This is a genomic window from Acidimicrobiales bacterium (assembly GCA_035316325.1).
GTDB lineage: Bacteria > Actinomycetota > Acidimicrobiia > Acidimicrobiales > VFJN01 > DASXTK01.
Map to the genome: position 1 here is coordinate 55,432 of DATHJB010000216.1, position 16,242 is coordinate 71,673.

The 16,242-nt window shown below is 73.4% G+C and carries 12 protein-coding genes; 7 read left to right on the forward strand and 5 right to left on the reverse strand.

Translation table 11 applies throughout. The annotated features are described in order from the left end of the window. Window positions 1-42 precede the first annotated feature (42 nt). The gene (locus tag VK611_28425) at window positions 43-786 is read left to right on the forward strand and encodes a DUF4388 domain-containing protein (protein ID HMG45292.1); all 744 of its coding nucleotides are present in this window, start codon (window positions 43-45) and stop codon (window positions 784-786) included. 54 nt (window positions 787-840) lie between these two features. Here the strand turns inward: VK611_28425 and VK611_28430 are convergent, their stop codons facing one another. Next, on the reverse strand, window positions 841-1,773 hold the full coding sequence (locus tag VK611_28430) for a pirin family protein (protein ID HMG45293.1): 933 nt from the start codon (window positions 1,771-1,773) through the stop codon (window positions 841-843). Window positions 1,774-1,844: 71 nt separating this feature from the next. On the opposite strand from VK611_28430, the gene VK611_28435 reads away from it, so the two are divergent. Then, entirely contained in the window at window positions 1,845-6,146 is a 4,302-nt protein-coding gene (locus VK611_28435) for a DEAD/DEAH box helicase (GenBank protein ID HMG45294.1), read from the forward strand. 1 nt (window position 6,147) lies between these two features. On the opposite strand, the gene VK611_28440 is transcribed toward VK611_28435, so the two are convergent. After that, the gene (locus VK611_28440; GenBank protein ID HMG45295.1) at window positions 6,148-7,314 is read right to left on the reverse strand and encodes a serine/threonine-protein kinase; all 1,167 of its coding nucleotides are present in this window, start codon (window positions 7,312-7,314) and stop codon (window positions 6,148-6,150) included. A 47-nt stretch (window positions 7,315-7,361) separates the two neighbouring features. Between VK611_28440 and VK611_28445 the strand changes: the two genes are divergently transcribed. Next, entirely contained in the window at window positions 7,362-7,790 is a 429-nt protein-coding gene (locus VK611_28445; protein ID HMG45296.1) for a VOC family protein, read from the forward strand. Here the strand turns inward: VK611_28445 and VK611_28450 are convergent. Beyond that, window positions 7,787-8,539, reverse strand: a complete 753-nt coding sequence (locus VK611_28450) for a hypothetical protein (protein ID HMG45297.1) — start codon at window positions 8,537-8,539, stop codon at window positions 7,787-7,789. The genes VK611_28445 and VK611_28450 overlap by 4 nt on opposite strands. Window positions 8,540-8,698: 159 nt before the next feature. Here VK611_28450 and VK611_28455 point away from each other — a divergent pair, with 159 nt between their 5' ends. After that, the gene (locus tag VK611_28455) at window positions 8,699-11,725 is read left to right on the forward strand and encodes a glycoside hydrolase family 38 C-terminal domain-containing protein (GenBank protein ID HMG45298.1); all 3,027 of its coding nucleotides are present in this window, start codon (window positions 8,699-8,701) and stop codon (window positions 11,723-11,725) included. A 12-nt stretch (window positions 11,726-11,737) separates the two neighbouring features. Continuing rightward, a complete protein-coding gene (locus VK611_28460; GenBank protein ID HMG45299.1) occupies window positions 11,738-12,682 on the forward strand; it encodes a dienelactone hydrolase family protein in 945 nt (314 codons plus the stop codon). A gap of 21 nt (window positions 12,683-12,703) precedes the next feature. Here VK611_28460 and VK611_28465 read toward each other — a convergent pair whose 3' ends face one another. Beyond that, on the reverse strand, window positions 12,704-13,381 hold the full coding sequence (locus tag VK611_28465) for a hypothetical protein (GenBank protein ID HMG45300.1): 678 nt from the start codon (window positions 13,379-13,381) through the stop codon (window positions 12,704-12,706). Then, the gene (locus tag VK611_28470; protein ID HMG45301.1) at window positions 13,378-14,562 is read right to left on the reverse strand and encodes a globin domain-containing protein; all 1,185 of its coding nucleotides are present in this window, start codon (window positions 14,560-14,562) and stop codon (window positions 13,378-13,380) included. Before VK611_28470 ends, VK611_28465 begins: the two co-directional genes overlap by 4 nt. Window positions 14,563-14,633: 71 nt before the next feature. Between VK611_28470 and VK611_28475 the strand changes: the two genes are divergently transcribed. After that, window positions 14,634-15,530 (forward strand): helix-turn-helix domain-containing GNAT family N-acetyltransferase, encoded by an 897-nt coding sequence (locus VK611_28475; protein ID HMG45302.1) that lies wholly within the window; start codon window positions 14,634-14,636, stop codon window positions 15,528-15,530. A 145-nt stretch (window positions 15,531-15,675) separates the two neighbouring features. Next, window positions 15,676-16,215, forward strand: coding sequence for an rRNA adenine N(6)-methyltransferase family protein (locus tag VK611_28480; protein HMG45303.1), 540 nt, complete (start codon window positions 15,676-15,678; stop codon window positions 16,213-16,215). Window positions 16,216-16,242 lie beyond the last annotated feature (27 nt).

The following is a 16,242-nucleotide window of genomic DNA, read 5'->3' on the forward strand; positions in this document are numbered from 1 at the left end:
TTGCGGGCGGCGAGGCGGTCGAGCTCGATCGGAGGATTTTCGTTGGCCCTGCAAGGGAATCTCGGCGCGTTCGCGCTGCCGGACGTGTTGCGCCTGCTGGCGACCACGCGCAAGACAGGCTGTCTGTACGTCGAGGGCGACCGTGGTCGCGGGAGCGTGTGGCTCGACGAGGGCGGCGTCGTCGCGGCGACCGCCGGTCGAGCCCTGAACGCCGTGCCCGTCGACGAGGCGGTGTTCGAGCTGCTGCGGCATCGCCGCGGCTCGTTCCGCTTCTCGCTCGACGAGGCGCCCCCGTTGGAGACCGTCCAGGCGCTCGACCTGGAGTCGACGCTGCTGCGCGCCCTGCAGCTCCTCGACGAGTGGCGTGAGCTGGAGGCGGTGGTTCCATCGCTGAGCCACCGCGTGGAGCTGGTGCCGGAGCTGGCGGTCGGGCACGTCACCATCGACTCGGCACGGTGGGCGACGCTCGCCGCCGTCGCCGACGGGGTCTCGGTCGGCAAGCTGGCCGAGTCGCTCGGGATGGGTGAGATCGACGTGAGCCGGGCCGTGCGCGACCTGGTCGACATGGGTGTCGTGCGGGTCGGCCCCCCGGCGGGGTCGCAGCCCCAGCCCCAGCCGGCGCCGTCGCGCCTCGACAGCGGCCGGACGCCGGTCACCGCCGGGGTCGGCGTGGGTGCCGGTGCGTCCCGGGGCAACGGTGCCGATCACCACTCGCCGATCTCCGCCCAGGTCGTGACCCGCCCCCGCACGGGGCCGATTCCCGCCATCGACGACCTCGACGTCTGAGATCTGACGCCCGACGCCTGACGTCTGGCGGAGGGGGCCGCGAGCTGCCCTTCGTCAGGCGGGGCGCCAGGGTGTCGGCGGCGCGGGGACCCGGCCCAGCGCACTGACGACGTCGGCGAAGCGCTCGCCGTGCGTCTCCCAGTCGGCGCGGGCGGCGTCGATCTCGTCGTGCGTACGGGCGACGAAGTTCCACCACATCGAGATCGGCGACTCGAACGGCACCCCGCCGAGCAGCAGCGCCCGGGCCGGCTCGCGGGCGGTGAGCGCCAGCTCGTCACGGGCCTCGCCCAGGTAGGCGAGGTTCCCGGGCTCGACGACCGTGCCGTCGACGGCGACGCTGCCGTCGAGCACGATCAGGGCGTGCTCGAACGTGGGCTCCAGCGGGACGACGGCCGTTCCGGCCCGGAGCGCCAGGTCGAGGCCGATGCCGTCGGTGTCGTGGCGGGCGGGGGAGCGGGTGCCGTCGACGCTGCCCACCAGCACGGTCCCGATCGCCGTGCCCAGGTCGACCCGGGGCAGCTCCGGGTGGTGCTCGAAGGCCGGCGGGTCGTGGCGGGTGCGCTCGGGCTGGGCGACCCAGAGCTGGATGCCGTGGAGGTCGCCGTGGTAGCGGCCCGTCGCCTCCTCGGCGTGGGCGACGCCGTGGCCGGCGGTCATGAGGTTCAGCTGGCCGGGGCGTATCTCCTGCTCGGAGCCGATGCTGTCGTGGTGGAGCAGCTCGCCGGCGACCAGCCACGTCACGGTCTGGAGGCCGACGTGCGGGTGGGGGCCGATGTCGACGCCGAGGTCGGTGGCGACGGGGCCCACGTGGTCGGCGAAGCACCAGGCCCCGACGGTGCGGCGGTTCCGCCGGGGGAGGGCGCGGCGCACCTGCAGGGCGCCGACCTGCGACACTCGGCTGGGCGTGACCTCCAGCGTGGGGTGGGTGACGTCGTCGACGGGTGCCGGCTCGGCGGTGACGTCCTCGGTGCGCACGGGACCACTCATGGCGAGAAATTCTGCCGTGTTTCTCCCGGATCCGGGCTTGACTGTGACACCCCCCTCTCAGAATGGGGTCCATGAGCGTGCAGCAGATCCAACTCCCCACCGAACCGACGCCGGGCAGTGCGCTCCGGTACCCCGTCCTCGGGGCCTTCCACCCGGCGGTGGCGGAGTGGTTCCTGCGCCGCTTCCCCGAGGGGCCCACACCACCGCAGACGGCGGGTTGGCCACTCATCGCCGCCGGTCACGACACGTTGATAGCGGCGCCTACCGGCTCCGGGAAGACGCTGGCCGGCTTCCTGGTGTCGATCGACGCTCTGTACAAGGCCCACGCCGCGGGGGTCGACGTACGGGAGCGGGCGAGCGTGGTGTACGTGTCGCCGCTCAAGGCGCTGGCGGTCGACATCGCCGAGAACCTCCAGCGGCCGTTGGCCGAGATCGCCCAGGTGGCGGTCGAGCTGGGCCTGAGCCCCCCGGCCCTCGAGGTGGGGGTCCGCACCGGCGACACCACCAGCTGGGAGCGCACGCGCATGGTGCGGCGACCGCCGAGCTTCGTCGTCACCACGCCCGAGTCGCTGTACCTGTTGCTCACCAGCGAACGGGGGCGCGACGCTCTGCGCACCGTCGAGACGGTGATCGTCGACGAGATCCACGCCGTGGCGCGCGACAAGCGGGGTGCGCACCTCGCCCTCAGCCTCGAACGCCTGGAGGCGCTGTGCGAGCGGCGCCCCACCCGGATCGGGCTGTCGGCCACCCAGCGCCCGGTCGAGACGGTGGGCCGGCTGCTGGTGGGCGACCGGCCGCTGCCCGAGATCGTCGACGTCGGCCATCGGCGGGCGCTCGACGTCTCGCTGGAGCTGCCCGACGGCGAGATGGAGGCCGTCGTCTCGGCGGAGCAGATGTCCGACGTCCTGGCCGCCATCGCCCGGCACGTCGGTGAGCACCGCACCACGCTGGTGTTCGTGAACACCCGCCGCCTGGCCGAGCGGGTGGCGCACGACCTGGGTGAGCGCTTGGGCGACGACGTGGTGGCCGCGCACCACGGCAGCCTGTCGAAGGAACGGCGTCATCGGGTGGAGACCCGCCTGCGAGCGGGTGATCTCAAGGCCCTGGTGGCCACGGCGTCGCTGGAGCTCGGCATCGACATCGGGCCCGTCGAGCTGGTGTGCCAGATCGGGTCCCCCCGTAGCATCGCCACGTTCCTGCAGCGGCTGGGTCGGTCGAACCACACCCGGTCGGGCACGCCCAAGGGGGTGCTCTACCCGCTGACCCGCGACGAGCTGGTGGAGTGCGCCGCGCTGCTGGCGGCCGTGCGGGCCGGGCGGCTCGACGCCATCGAGCTGCCGCACCTGCCGCTCGACATCGCCGCCCAGCACGTGGTGGCCGAGGTGGCGGCGCAGGAGTGGCGCACCGACGACCTCTACGAGCTGGTCCGTCGGGCGGCGCCGTACAACGCCCTCACCCGCGCGCAGTTCGACGAGGTGGTCACGCTGGTCGCCGACGGCATCGAGACGGGGCGGGGTCGGCGCGGCGCCTACCTCTACCACGACGCCATCAACGGCGAGGTGCGGGGGCGGCCGGGTGCCCGCATCGCGGCCGCCACGTCGGGTGGGGCGATCCCCGAGACCGGCGACTACAAGGTGGTCGCCGAGCCCGACGAGACGCATGTCGGCACGGTCAACGAAGACTGGGCCGTCGAGTCGATGGCGGGCGACATCTTCCTGCTCGGCACCCACTCGTGGCAGATCCGCAAGGTCGAGCCGGGTGTGGTGCGGGTGCACGACGCCGGCGACACCCCGCCCACGATCCCGTTCTGGCTGGGCGAGGCGCCGGCCCGCACGGTGGAGCTGTCCGAGGAGGTGTCGGCCCTCCGGCAGCTGGTCGACCGCCACCTCGCGGCGGCCGACCCCGACGGCGCCCGGCAGTGGCTGGTCACCGAGGTCGGGCTGCCGGCCGACGCCGCCACGATGATCGTCGACTACATCGCCGCCGGCCGGGCAGCGCTGGGCGCCACCCCCACCCAGCAGCGCCTGGTGTTCGAGCGCTTCTTCGACGACACCGGCGGCATGCAGCTGGTGATCCACTCGCCCTTCGGCGGCCGCATCAACCGGGGCCTGGGGTTGGCCCTGCGCAAGAAGTTCTGCCGCACCTTCAACTTCGAGCTGCAGGCCGCCGCCACCGACGACGCCGTCATCCTGTCGCTGGGCCCGCACCACAGCTTCCCGCTCGACGAGGTGCCGCGGTACGTCCACAGCCGCACGGTGCGCGACACGCTGGAGCACGCGATCCTCGACTCGCCCATGTTCCAGGCCCGCTGGCGCTGGAACCTGAACCGGTCGCTGATGGTGCTGCGCTTCCGCTCCGGTCGGAAGAACCCGCCGCCCATCCAGCGGATGGAGTCCGACGACCTGCTGGCCGCGGTGTTCCCCCAGGCCGCCGCCTGCCAGGAGAACGTGACCGGGCCCATCGAGATCCCCGACCACCTGCTGGTGCGCCAGACGGTGGAGGACACGCTGCACGAGGCGCTCGACGTCGACGGGCTGAAGGCGCTGCTGGAGCGGATCGAGGCCGGCGAGGTCGAGGTCCACTGCGCCGACACCACCGAGCCGTCGGTGCTGGCCCACGAGATCATCACGGCCCGGCCCTACGCCTTCCTCGACGACGAGGAGCTGCAGAACCGGCGTACCAACGCCGTCACGCTGCGGCGGGGCCTGGCGGTGGAGCTGGGCACGATCGGCGCTCTCGACCCCGAGGCCGTCGCCCAGGTGCACAGTGAGATCGTCCCGGTGCCCACCTCCGCCGACGACCTCCACGACCTGCTGGCCGGGCTGGTGGCGACGCAGCGGCGCCCCGACTGGGAACCGCTGTTCGCCGAGCTGGCGGCCCGGGGCCGGGCGCAGGTCGTCCCGCGCGACGGCACCGAGCTGTGGTGCACCACCGAGGCCCGCGACGACGTGCGGCAGGCGCTCGACGAGGGCGACGACGACGCCGTCACCCGGATGCTGCGAGGCCATCTGGAGATCGCCGGCATCACCACGGCCGCCCGCCTGGGGGAGCAGACCACCCTGCCACCGGGCCGGGTCGCCTGGGGCCTCGCCGCCCTCGAACAGCAGGGCATCGCCCTCCAAGGTCGCTACACCGCCTCGGGTGGGGCCGGCGAGGTCGGTGCGACCGGCGAGGTCGAGTGGGTCGCCCGGCGGTTGCTGGCCCGGATGCACTCCTACTCCCGGCGGTCGCGGCGCACCTCGGTGCAGGCGGCCACCGCGCAGGACTTCATGCGGTTCCTGCTGCGCTGGCAGCACGTCGCCCCGGGCACCCAGCTCGGCGGCGAGCAGGGCCTGCTGACGGTGTTGGAGCAGCTCCAGGGCTACGAGAGCCCGGCCGTCGCCTGGGAGCCCGAGCTGCTCACCCGGCGGCTCCGCCACTACGACGCTCGCTGGCTCGACCGTCTGTGCCACGACGGCGAGGTGGCGTGGCTGCGGCTCACGCCCCGGCCCAGCGACGACGACGGCCCCTCCACCACCATGGCGCCGTCGAAGGCCACACCGATCTCGCTGGTCCTCCGCAACGACCTGCCGTGGCTGCTTCCGGGCACCCGAGGGGCCCTCGCCACGGTCCCGCCATCGATCGGGGCCACGGCCGAGGTGCTCGACGTGCTCCGCACCCGGGGCGCCTCCTTCGCCGGCGAGCTGGCCACCGCCACTCGTCGACTGGCCGACGACGTCGAGCGGGCCCTGTGGGACGGCATGGCCCGGGGCCTGATCATGTGCGACGGGTTCGGGGCCATCCGGTCCCGGGTCATGCCGGAGCGGCCGGCGAGTCGCAGCGCCCGGCCGGCGCGGCTCTCACGGCTGGGGCGTTCGGTGCGACCGACGGCCGGCTCCGCGGGGCGCTGGTCGCTGGTCCCGGCCGTCGACCTCGACGCCGATGCCGATGCCGACGCCGAGCTCGACCGGCACGAGCTCGCCGAGGCCGTCGCCGAGCAGCTGCTGCAGCGTTGGGGCGTGGTGTTCCGCCACCTGGTGGCGCAGGACAGCGTCCGCCTGCCCTGGCGGGAGATCCAGTGGGCGCTGCGCCGCCTGGAGGACCGGGGGCTCGTCCGGGGCGGCCGGTTCGTCGCCGGCTTCAACGGGGAGCAGTACGCCCTGCCCGAGGCGGCCGAGCAGCTCGACCACGTCCGCAAGCTGCCCCGAACGGGCGAACGGGTGGTGCTCAACGCCACCGACCCACTCAACCTCGTGGGCGTCGTCGTGCCGGGCGACACCGTCACCGCCGTCCGCACCAACCAGGTCGTCTACGTCGACGGCGCCGTTCCCGCCGCCACCACGGAGCCGATCCCGGAGACCGAGACCGAGGCGCTGGCCTCGGTCGGTCGGTGATTCAGGAGACGAGCAGCAGCACCAGGAGGATGAGCACGGCCGTTCCGAGGATGGCGGCCAGGATCACGACGTTGCCGACGAGCGACTGGATGAGCAGTCCGGCGATGCCCAGGCTGACGCCGATCAGGGCGAGGATCGCACCGAGGTGCACCCGGTCGCCCCGGGGCTCTGAGGTCGACGGGCGGGAGGTTGCCCGTCCCTGGCCCGACCGTCGATCGGGCACCTGGCGCGGCTGGCGCAACGTCGGCTGCGGCCCGGCCGCCGGGGTCGTCGTCACACCCGCGGCGGGCAGCGTCGCCGGGACGTCGGGCACGTCCGGCAGCTCGGGTGCCTCGCCCTGAGCGCTGGTAGTTGCGCTGTCGGGTTGGCGGAGCCAGGTGAGGAGCTCCTCCGCGGTGTGGGTGCCGTCCGCGCCGATCAGGGCGGCGACGTAGCCGCGCCACCTCGGGTCGAGACGCGGCGAGATCGTCGGCGGCATGTCGAGGATCAGCTTCACGTACTCGCTGTCGGTCATCTCCGGCGAACGCGGGTGGAGCCGTTCGCCGCACAGGGCCTCGTGGATGGTGACGCCGAGGGCGTAGAGGTCGGCGGCCTGGTCCTGGCGGCCCCGGTGCGCGGCCGGCGACATGTACGGGAACGTCCCCACCACCGCCGTGCGCGGGTGTGACTCGCCGGCCGGGATCAGCCGGGCCGTGCCGAAGTCGCACAGCTTCCACACCCCCGAGCTGTGCCGCAGGATGTTCGCCGGCTTCACGTCACGGTGCACGCAGCCGCTGGCGTGGGCGGCGGCCAGGGCACTGAGCATCCCGTCGAGCAGCTCCCGCGCCTCGTCGGACGACAGCCGGTGGTCGTCGCGCCGGTCCAGCTCGTCGGCCAGCGACCGCTCGCACAGCTCGGTGGCGATCCAGGCGTAGTCGTCGTAGCGGCCCCCGTCGCCCACGATGTCGGCGTCGTAGAACCGCACGATGTTGGGGTGCGACAGGTCCTCCAACCGGCTGATCTCGTGACGCCAGCCCGCGAACGCCTGCTCGTCGGCGATCGGCACCAGCTTCAGCGCCCGGAACAGGTCGACGTGCCGGCGTCGCGCCTTCCACACCTCGCCGAACCCGCCCGATCCGAGCCGCTCCTCGAGGATCCAGCCCGCCACGACCCGGTTGGTGGCGTCCATCTCGTCATCGACGCTACCGCCTGGCCCCGGTCGGCGAGACTGCGGGGGTGACCAGCCGACCGGTGTCGCCGTTCCACCTCGCCTTCACCGTCGACGACCTGGCCCGGGCCCGGGAGTTCTACGGCGGGGTGCTGGGCTGCCCGGAGGGGCGGTCGAGCGAGCTGTGGGTCGACTTCGACCTGTTCGGGCACCAGATCGTGGCGCACCTGGCACCGGTCACGGCCCGGCACCACAACCCCGTCGACGGCCACGACGTGCCGGTGCCGCACTTCGGGGTCGTCCTGCCCTGGGACGAGTTCCACCCCTTCGCCGAGCGGCTGCGGGCGGCGGGGGTCGACTTCGTGATCGAGCCGACGGTCCGGTTCGCCGGGCAGCCGGGCGAGCAGGCCACGATGTTCTTCCTCGACCCCGCGGGCAACGCCCTCGAGTTCAAGTCCTTCCGCGACCTCGACGCCCTCTTCGCCACCCAGGGCTAGCTCTGACCCGAGCGGAACTGGGACTGTTGGTGCTCGTCGAGCTTGATCCAGGTGGCGCGGGACTCGGCGAGGACCTCGCCGGTGTCGTCCCACACCGCCGAACCGGCCAGGCGCTTGCGGCCCTCGGCGGAGATGCCCCAGGCGCCGACCACCAGGCGGTCGCCCACCCGGGGACGTCGCCGCACGACCGCGGTCATCCGGCCCATCACGTGGGGCGGTACCGGCGGGTCCTCGTGGTACCAGACCAGGCCGGTCGGGCAGTCGAGCGCCGACCACAGGAAGATCGGCTCGACCAGGCCGTCGGCGTCGGCCAGCGACGGGTCCGGTGACCACGGCCAGGCCGTGCGGTCCGTGCCGGACCACCCCGGGAAGAGCCGCAGGCCGTCGCCGGGCGCCCGGTGCGGTCCGCAGGCGAAGCAGCCCGGGAACCAGTGCTGCGCCCCGTAGCGGTCGACGTCGAACGTCGCCGCCAGCTTCTCCGCCTCTTCCCAGCTGACCGGTTCGGGAGAGGTGCCGTCGTCGAGGTCGGGCGCGACCACTGCCTCGGCGACCAGGTGCTCGCCGTCGAGCAAGGTGACCCGGTCGGGCTCGGGTGACAGCTGCAACGGGCGGTCGATCGGGGGCGGGCGGCGGAGGGTCACCTGGACGGCGTCGGGGCCCAAGGACGCGGCGACCAGGCCGCAGGCGTAGCCGCCGTGGCCCGAGTCGGGCGGCCCGACGAAGCGCCGGGAGATCGTCACGTTCTCCACCGGAGGGGATACTAAGAGCCGAGCCGACAGGCGAGGCGTGGCCCGAGCGGCCCGGCGCCGGAGGCGCCAGGAGCGGGAAGATGGCGCATGGTTCGACCTCTCGGCCGCGAAGCGCCGAGGACTCGCAGACGTGACCTGTTCCGCGCAACTCTTGCACCCGTGATCGAGGACCAGAAGACCCTCCGCGACCATGTCGAGGCGCTGCTCAAGGAGGTCGTCCGGCCCGCGGTCCACCCCGCCACCGAGCCGCTCGACGTCACCGCCCTCCACCTCCACGGCGAGCCGGTGCCCTACGCCGAGGCGACCCAGCAGGACTTCGAGCCCTTCACCGTCGGCGACATGTGGGGCTCCCCCTGGGACACCACGTGGTTCCGCCTCCGGGGCCAGGTGCCGGACGATTGGGCCGGCCGGGAGGTCGTCGCCCGGGTCGAGCTGGGCGGCGCCGGCACCACGATGGTGTCGTTCACCGCCGAGGGGCTGGTCTACGTCGACGGCGTCGCCACCCAGGGCCTCCACCACGAGCACACGAACGTCCGGATCGCCCGCCAGGCAACCGGGAGCGACCCCGTCGACCTCTACGTCGAGGCCGCGGCGAACCCCGTGCCGCCGTTCCACAGCAAGGACTGGCCCCTGCTGCGGGCCGAGCCCGACGGCCGCCCGATGTACCAGCTCCGCCGGGCCGAGCTGGCCGTGCTCGACACCGAGGTCGAGGCCCTCGCCTTCGACATGCACGTGCTCCTCCAGCTCTACGACGCGACCACCCAGCAGCCCCGCCACAACCAGCTGCTCGACGCCCTCCACGAGGCCGCCACGAGCATCGACCGGGACGACGTCGCCGGCACCGCCAAGGCCGCCCGCGCCGCCCTCGCCCCGGCGCTGGCCCGCCCGGCCACCGTCGACCACGTGGTCACGGCCATCGGCCACGCCCACATCGACACCGCCTGGCTGTGGCCCGCCCGGGAGACCCGCCGCAAGTGCGCCCGCAGCTTCGCCAACCAGCTCCGCCTCATGGAGGACTACCCCGAGCACCGCTTCGCCTGCAGCCAGGCCCAGCAGTACGCCTGGCTGCAGGAGGACCACCCCCACCTCTGGGAGCAGATCAAGGCCCGGGCCACCAGCGGCGAGTGGGAGCCGGTGGGTGGCATGTGGGTGGAGCCCGACACGAACGTCCCCTCGGGCGAGTCGCTGGTCCGCCAGGTGGTCTACGGCAAGCGGTTCTTCCTCGACGAGCTGGGCGTCGAGACCCACGAGCTGTGGATCCCCGACGTGTTCGGCTACAGCGCCGCCCTCCCGCAGATCGCCCGGCAGGCCGGCATCACCGCGCTCGTCACCCAGAAGCTGTCGTGGAACACCACCAACCGCTTCCCCCACAGCACGTTCGTGTGGGAGGGCACCGACGGCAGCCGGATCGTCACCCACTTCCCCCCGGCCGATACCTACAACGGCTCGTTCCGGGTGCGCGAGCTGGCCGGCAGCATGGGCCGCTACGCCGACCACGGCCGCTTCGACCAGTCGCTCTACCCCTTCGGCTACGGCGACGGCGGTGGGGGGCCGAGCCGCCGCATGCTGGAGCAGGCCCGCCGGATGGCCGACCTGGAGGGGCTGCCGCGGGTGGAGATCGGCAACGTCGCCCCGTTCCTGGCTGCGGCCGAGGAGGCCGCGGACCAGGGAAGGCTCGACGTGTGGGTCGGCGAGCTGTACCTGGAGTACCACCGGGGCACCTACACCACCCACGCCGACGTGAAGTCGGGCAACCGGAGGGCCGAGGAGGCGCTGCGGGCGGCCGAGCTGTGGTCGGCGGCGGCCTGCGTGGCGGCGGGCGACTGGAGCACCTACCCGGCCGCCGAGCTGGAGGACGCCTGGAAGCTGGTGCTGCTCAACCAGTTCCACGACATCATCCCGGGCTCGTCGATCAACTGGGTGTACGACGACGCCCGCCGCGACCTGGCCTCGGCCCGGGCGACGGCCGACGAGGCGATCGCGGCCGCCCGGTCCCGCCTGGCCACCGGCGACGGCTCCACGGTGTTCAACCCCGCGGGCCACGACCGCACCGAGGTGGTGGAGCTGCCCGACGGCACCCTCGGCGCCGTCTCCGCGCCCGCGTGTGGCTGGGCCCCCGCGACGACGGTCGACCTCGGCGACACCGTCCTCGTCGACGCCGCCACCCGCACCCTGGAGAACGGCCTCCTGCGGATCACCTGGGACGCCGACGGCCTGCTCACCTCGGTCCACGACAAGGAGGCCGACCGCGAGGTGCTGGCCCCGGGGACGAGGGGCAACCTCCTCCAGCTCCACGACGACCACCCCAACGCCTACGACGCCTGGGACGTCGACGTCACCTACCTCGACACGGGGGTCGACCTCACCGACCTCGCCGAGATCGAGGTGGTGCAGGTGAGCCCGCTGCGGGCCGAGGTGCGCACGGTCCGCCGCTTCGGGGACTCCACGGTGCACCAGGCCATGCGGCTCGACGCCGGTTCCCGCCGCCTCGAGTTCCACACCGAGATCGACTGGCACGAGCGCCACAAGTTCCTCAAGGCGGCGTTCCCGGTGGCGATCCGCTCGCCCCGCGCCACCTTCGAGATCCAGCACGGCACCATCGAGCGGCCGACCGTCCGCAACACCAGCTGGGACGCGGCCCGCTTCGAGGTGTGCTCCCAGCGCTGGGCCCACCTCGGCGAGACCGGCTACGGCGTCGCCCTGCTGAACGACGGCAAGTACGGCTACGACGTGCGGGGCGACGTGCTGCGCCTGTCGCTCCTGCGGGCCCCGACCTGGCCCGACCCCGAGGCCGACCGGGGGGAGCACCGCTTCGCCTACGCCCTCCTACCCCACGTTGGGACGATCCTCGACGGCCGCGTCGCCGCCGAGGCCGAGGCCTTCAACCTGCCCCTGCAGCTGGTACCAGGCACCGCGCCTGCGGGATCGTTCGTCCGCGTCGACCGCCCCGGCGTGAGCATCGAGGCGGTGAAGAAGGCCGACCGGAGCGACTTCCTCGTCGTCCGCCTGTGCGAGGTCGCGGGCGCCCGTGGCCCCGTCACGCTCACCGTCGCCACGCCCCTCGCCGCCGCCACGACCACCGACCTGCTGGAACGGGACCGCACCCCGGTCCCCGTCGCCGGCAACACCGTAGAGATCCACCTCAACCCCTACGAGCTGGTCACCCTCCGCCTCACGCCGGCCTAGGATCCGCAGCCGGTGTTCGGGTTCGATCGGGGGAAGTCGTTGGGCGCGGCGCTCGCCGGCGTCGTCGTGGTGGTGCTCGCCGCGTGCGGGGGCACGTCGGAGGACGACGACGCGGCCTCCGAGACGACGGAGCCCGCAGCACCCCTCGAGGTCGACGTGGTCACCGAGACGTTCGTCGACACCTCACGGCCGACGGCAGCGGGCTCCGAGACGCCCGCCCACCCCGACCGCACGATCGTCACCCGCATCGCCCATCCCACGAGCGGAGGCCCGTACCCGCTCATCGTGCTCTCCCACGGGGCCACCGGTCATCCCGACGAGTACGCCGACACGGTTCCGCGGTGGGCCGCCGACGGCTTCGTCGTCGCGTCGCCCGCGTTCCCGCTCACCAACCGGGAGGTGCCCGGGGCGCTGGCCAACGTCGGTGACGTGGCCAACCAGCCGGCCGACGTCTCCTTCGTCGTCGACGAGGTGCTGGCCGCCAACGACGATCCCGCCAGCCCGCTCCACGGCGTCGTGGACCCCGGGGCCATCGGCGTCGTGGGCCACAGCCTCGGCGGTGCGACCACCTGGGCGGTCTCGTTCGACTCCGCGAGGCGTGACGAACGCATCGACTCCACGGTGATCTTCGCCGGCTTGACCATGCCGATGCCGGGAGGCGAGCTCGAGCTCGACTCGGGGCTCCCGCTGCTGGTGATGCACGGTGACGAGGACGACGTCGCGCTCGACTGGGACCTGGATGCCTACGAGCAGGCGGTGTCCCCGAAGTGGTTCGTCACCCTTCTGGGCGCCACCCACGTGCCCGCGTTCACCGACGCCGACTCGCCCCACGACGAGCTCGTGACCCGCACGGTGCTCGACTTCTGGCACGGCACCCTCGACGGCGACGCCGCTGCGCTCGAACGGGTCACCGCCGACGCGACCGATCCCGCGCTCTCCCGGGTCCGGCAGGAGTAGGCCCGGCCCCAGGACGACCCGCTAGTCGTCGTCCTCGGCCAAGGGGGCGAGAGGGGCTTCGAGGGAGGAGAGGTCGTCGGGTTGTTCGAGCCAGTCGTCGAGGTTGGACACCTCGACCGAGAACGCCGCCCGCGTCGCCTGGAGGTGCTCGCCGACGGCGTCGAGCGCCTTGAGCATCGCCCCGAGGTACACCCGCTGGCGCTGGATGCGCTCCTTGTCGCTGCTGTAGGAGGGGCCCGCCGACGCCCGGTACTCGTGGGCCACGCGCTCGGCGTCGGCGGCGGCCTGCTCCCGGGCCTGCCGCACGATGTCGTCGTAGCGCCGCACCGCCTCCTCCTCCCGCTGGCGGCAGTACAGCTCGGCCTGCGCCAGCTGGGCGTCGACGTGCTGCTGCGCCTGGGCCAGCAGGGCGGCGGCATCGGCGTCGACCCGATGGCGCTCGACGACGGGCTCGTGGAGCCGCTGGGCCTGCCAGTCGCGCATGGCCTGCTTGAGGCGGCGGTTCTCGTCGACCAGCCGGGTGTTGTCGGCCTCCCGGGCGGCCAGCTCGTCGGCCACGCGGTGGGCGAAGCCCTGCACCTCGTCCTCGCTGACCCCCCGCCGCCCCAGCATGGTGCGGTTGAAGGTGGCGTTGCGCACCGCTTCGGGGGACATGCGGCGGGGCGGGAGGCGCTCGCCGGCGGGTTCGATGGGGGTCATGGCTCGGTCTCCAAGGGGGGTCCGCCGGTGATCTCCTCCACGAGGCCGATGAAGCTCTCGTGGTGCACGCGCTCGGGTGGGCAGCCCGCGGCGCGCAGTCGGTCCCGGCTGGCGGTGACCATCTCGCGGTTCCCGCACACGTAGACGTCGTGGTCGGCCGGGTCGGGGACGAGGCGCAGGGCGACGTCGGCGACGGTCCCGCTCTCGTGGTGGTGGTAGGTGTCGTCGGCGACCGTGGGGACCACGGTCAGCCAGTCGTGGCGCGCGGCCAGATCTCGCAGCGAGTCGAGGTCGTAGAGCTCGCGGACGGTGCGGGCGCCGGCGAACAGCCGCACCCGCCGGCTGACCGCGCCGGTCGCGACGTGGTCGACCAGCGCCTTCAGCGGCGCCAGGCCGGTGCCGCCGGCGAGGAGGAGGACGTCGCGCCCGTCGGACCGCAGGGTGAGGTCGCGGCCGACGGGTGCCCCCAGCCGCAGCAGGTCGCCCTTCTGGGTCTGGTCCACCAGCACGCCCGAGACGGGCCCGCCCGGCGCCCGCCGCACGTGCAGCTCGATCGTGCCGTCGGCCCGGGGGGCGTTGGCGGGGGAGTAGAAGCGCCACATCCGGGGCTGCAGCGCCGACTCGATCGCCAGCGACTGCCCCGGCACCCAGTCGTAGGCCGGGCTGGGTCGGATGACCAGCACGGCGATGTCGAACGTGCGCCGCTCGTGGAGGACGACCTCGGCGTCCCACCACGGCGGGCTGTGCACGGCGGCCTGCTCGGCGGCGTCGATCATCAGCTCGGCGACCAGGCGGTAGGCCTGCGCCCAGTCGCCGGCGAGCTCGGCGGTCCAGGCGTCGTCGAGGAAGTCGGCCAGCGTGGCGAGCAGGGCTTCGCCGACGGCGCCGTAGTGCTCGGGCGCGGTGCCGAACTTGCGGTGCTCGCGGCCCAGCTGGAGCAGGAACGGCGTGAGCGTCCCGAGGTCGCCCACCTGGGAGACGACGTGGCCGAGCGCGGTGACCAGCCGGTCGCGCTGGGCCGCCATCGACAGCGGGAAGAAGTCGCGCATCTCGGGGTGCGCCACGAACAGCCGGGCGTAGAAGCGCAGCGGCACCTGGTCGCCGTGGGCCGCCACCCGCGCCCAGCTCTCTCCCAGTCGATTGGCGTCGACCACTCTCTGCCCCCAGCGCTCCCGCAGCATGCCTGTGACCTGGGATCGTAGACCGCGCAGAGTGCGCAGCGGTGGAACATTCATCTGACTAAAGTCAGAGGATGCACGAGGACGACGCTCTGGTGGGTCAGGTGCGGCGGTTCAACCGGGCGGTGACGCAGCGGGTCGGGGCCCTCAACGACCGCTACCTCGCCCGCGACCGGCCGCTCGGCGAGGCCCGGGTGCTGTGGCAGATCGGCGAGCACGGCGACCGCGGCTGCGACGTCCGCCGCCTACGCTCCCTCCTCGACCTCGACTCCGGCTACCTCAGCCGGCTGCTCCGGTCGCTCGAGGCCGACGGGCTGGTCACCGTCGACCGCGCCGACGACGACAAGCGGGTGCGGACCGCCCGGCTCACCAGGACCGGAGCGAAGGAACGGGCGGTGCTCGACGACCGCAGCGACGCCCTGGCCCGGTCGCTGGTGGCCCCCCTGACTCCGTCGCAGCAGGAGCGGCTGGTGGCGGCGATGGGCGAGGTGGAGCGCCTGCTCACCGCGGCGCTGGTGGAGGTGGCGCCCGTCGACCCGGCGCACCGCGACGCCCGCCACTGCCTGCGGGAGTACTACGCCGAGCTCGACCGGCGCTTCGACGGCGGCTTCGACCTGGAGCAGAGCGTCGCCGTCGCCCTCGACGACATCCGGCCCCCGACCGGCGTCTTCCTGCTGGCCCACCTGCGGGGCGAGCCCGTCGGCTGCGGGGCCCTGCGCACGCCCGGCGCCGGGCTGGGGGAGATCAAGCGCATGTGGGTCGACCCGTCGGCCCGCGGCCTGGGGGTCGGGCGCCGGCTGCTCACCGAGCTGGAGGACCGGGCCCAGGCGGCGGGCTGCCGGCGGGTGCGGCTCGACACCAACGGCGTGCTCGCCGAGGCGATCGCGATGTACCGCTCGGCCGGCTACGAGGAGGTCGACCCCTTCAACGACGACCCCTACGCCCAGCTCTACTTCGAAAGGGGGCTATGACTTTTTAAGGAAATTGCGTCGATCAGCCCGCTCCATGAGGGTTTTCGGACGCAATTTCGATTGCTCGTCGGGTTATTCGGTTGCGGCGGCGACCCCGGGCCGCCGACGCTGGGACCTATGCCGATGATCTTCGTGATGGTGCGCCGTGTCCGAGGGACAGCGGACGCACTGGGGGTGGCACCAGCTCACCGACGTCTGGGCGCGGCGACTCGTCGCTTCGGCTGACGTCCGGCCCGGCGACCTCGTCGTCGACATCGGCGCCGGTACCGGTGCGCTGACGGCTCCGCTGGTGGCCGCCGGGGCCCGGGTGTTGGCGGTCGAGCTCCACCCTCGACGGGCGAGCCTCCTGCGGGAGCGCTTCGCCGACGACCCCGTGCGGGTCCTCCAGATCGACGCCGCCGACCTGCGCCTGCCCGGCCGCCCGTTCCGGGTGGTCGCCAACCCGCCGTTCGCCATCACGACGACGCTCCTGCGCCACCTCCTCGCGCCCCGCAGCCAGCTGCTCCGGGGCGACCTCGTGGTGCCCGCCCACGTGGCGGCCCGCTGGTCGTCCGGCCGCGGCACCGACTCCCGCCGCTGGTCCCGCCACTTCACCGCCCACCGCCCCACCACCCTCCCCGCCACGGCCTTCACCCCCCGCCCCCCAGGCCGCACCGCGATCCTCCGCCTCGACCGCCGTCGCTAGCACCCCCCCGACCCGAAACCTCGACAG

What these genes read in the sequence shown, in the direction of transcription:
- VK611_28440 (HMG45295.1), bottom strand. Translation starts at nt 7,314, where the DNA reads ATGGACGCCACCAACCGGGTCGTGGCGGGCTGGATCCTCGAGGAGCGG.
- VK611_28470 (HMG45301.1), bottom strand. Translation starts at nt 14,562, where the DNA reads ATGCTGCGGGAGCGCTGGGGGCAGAGAGTGGTCGACGCCAATCGACTG.
- VK611_28435 (HMG45294.1), top strand. Translation starts at nt 1,845, where the DNA reads ATGAGCGTGCAGCAGATCCAACTCCCCACCGAACCGACGCCGGGCAGT.
- VK611_28475 (HMG45302.1), top strand. Translation starts at nt 14,634, where the DNA reads ATGCACGAGGACGACGCTCTGGTGGGTCAGGTGCGGCGGTTCAACCGG.
- VK611_28430 (HMG45293.1), bottom strand. Translation starts at nt 1,773, where the DNA reads ATGAGTGGTCCCGTGCGCACCGAGGACGTCACCGCCGAGCCGGCACCC.
- VK611_28465 (HMG45300.1), bottom strand. Translation starts at nt 13,381, where the DNA reads ATGACCCCCATCGAACCCGCCGGCGAGCGCCTCCCGCCCCGCCGCATG.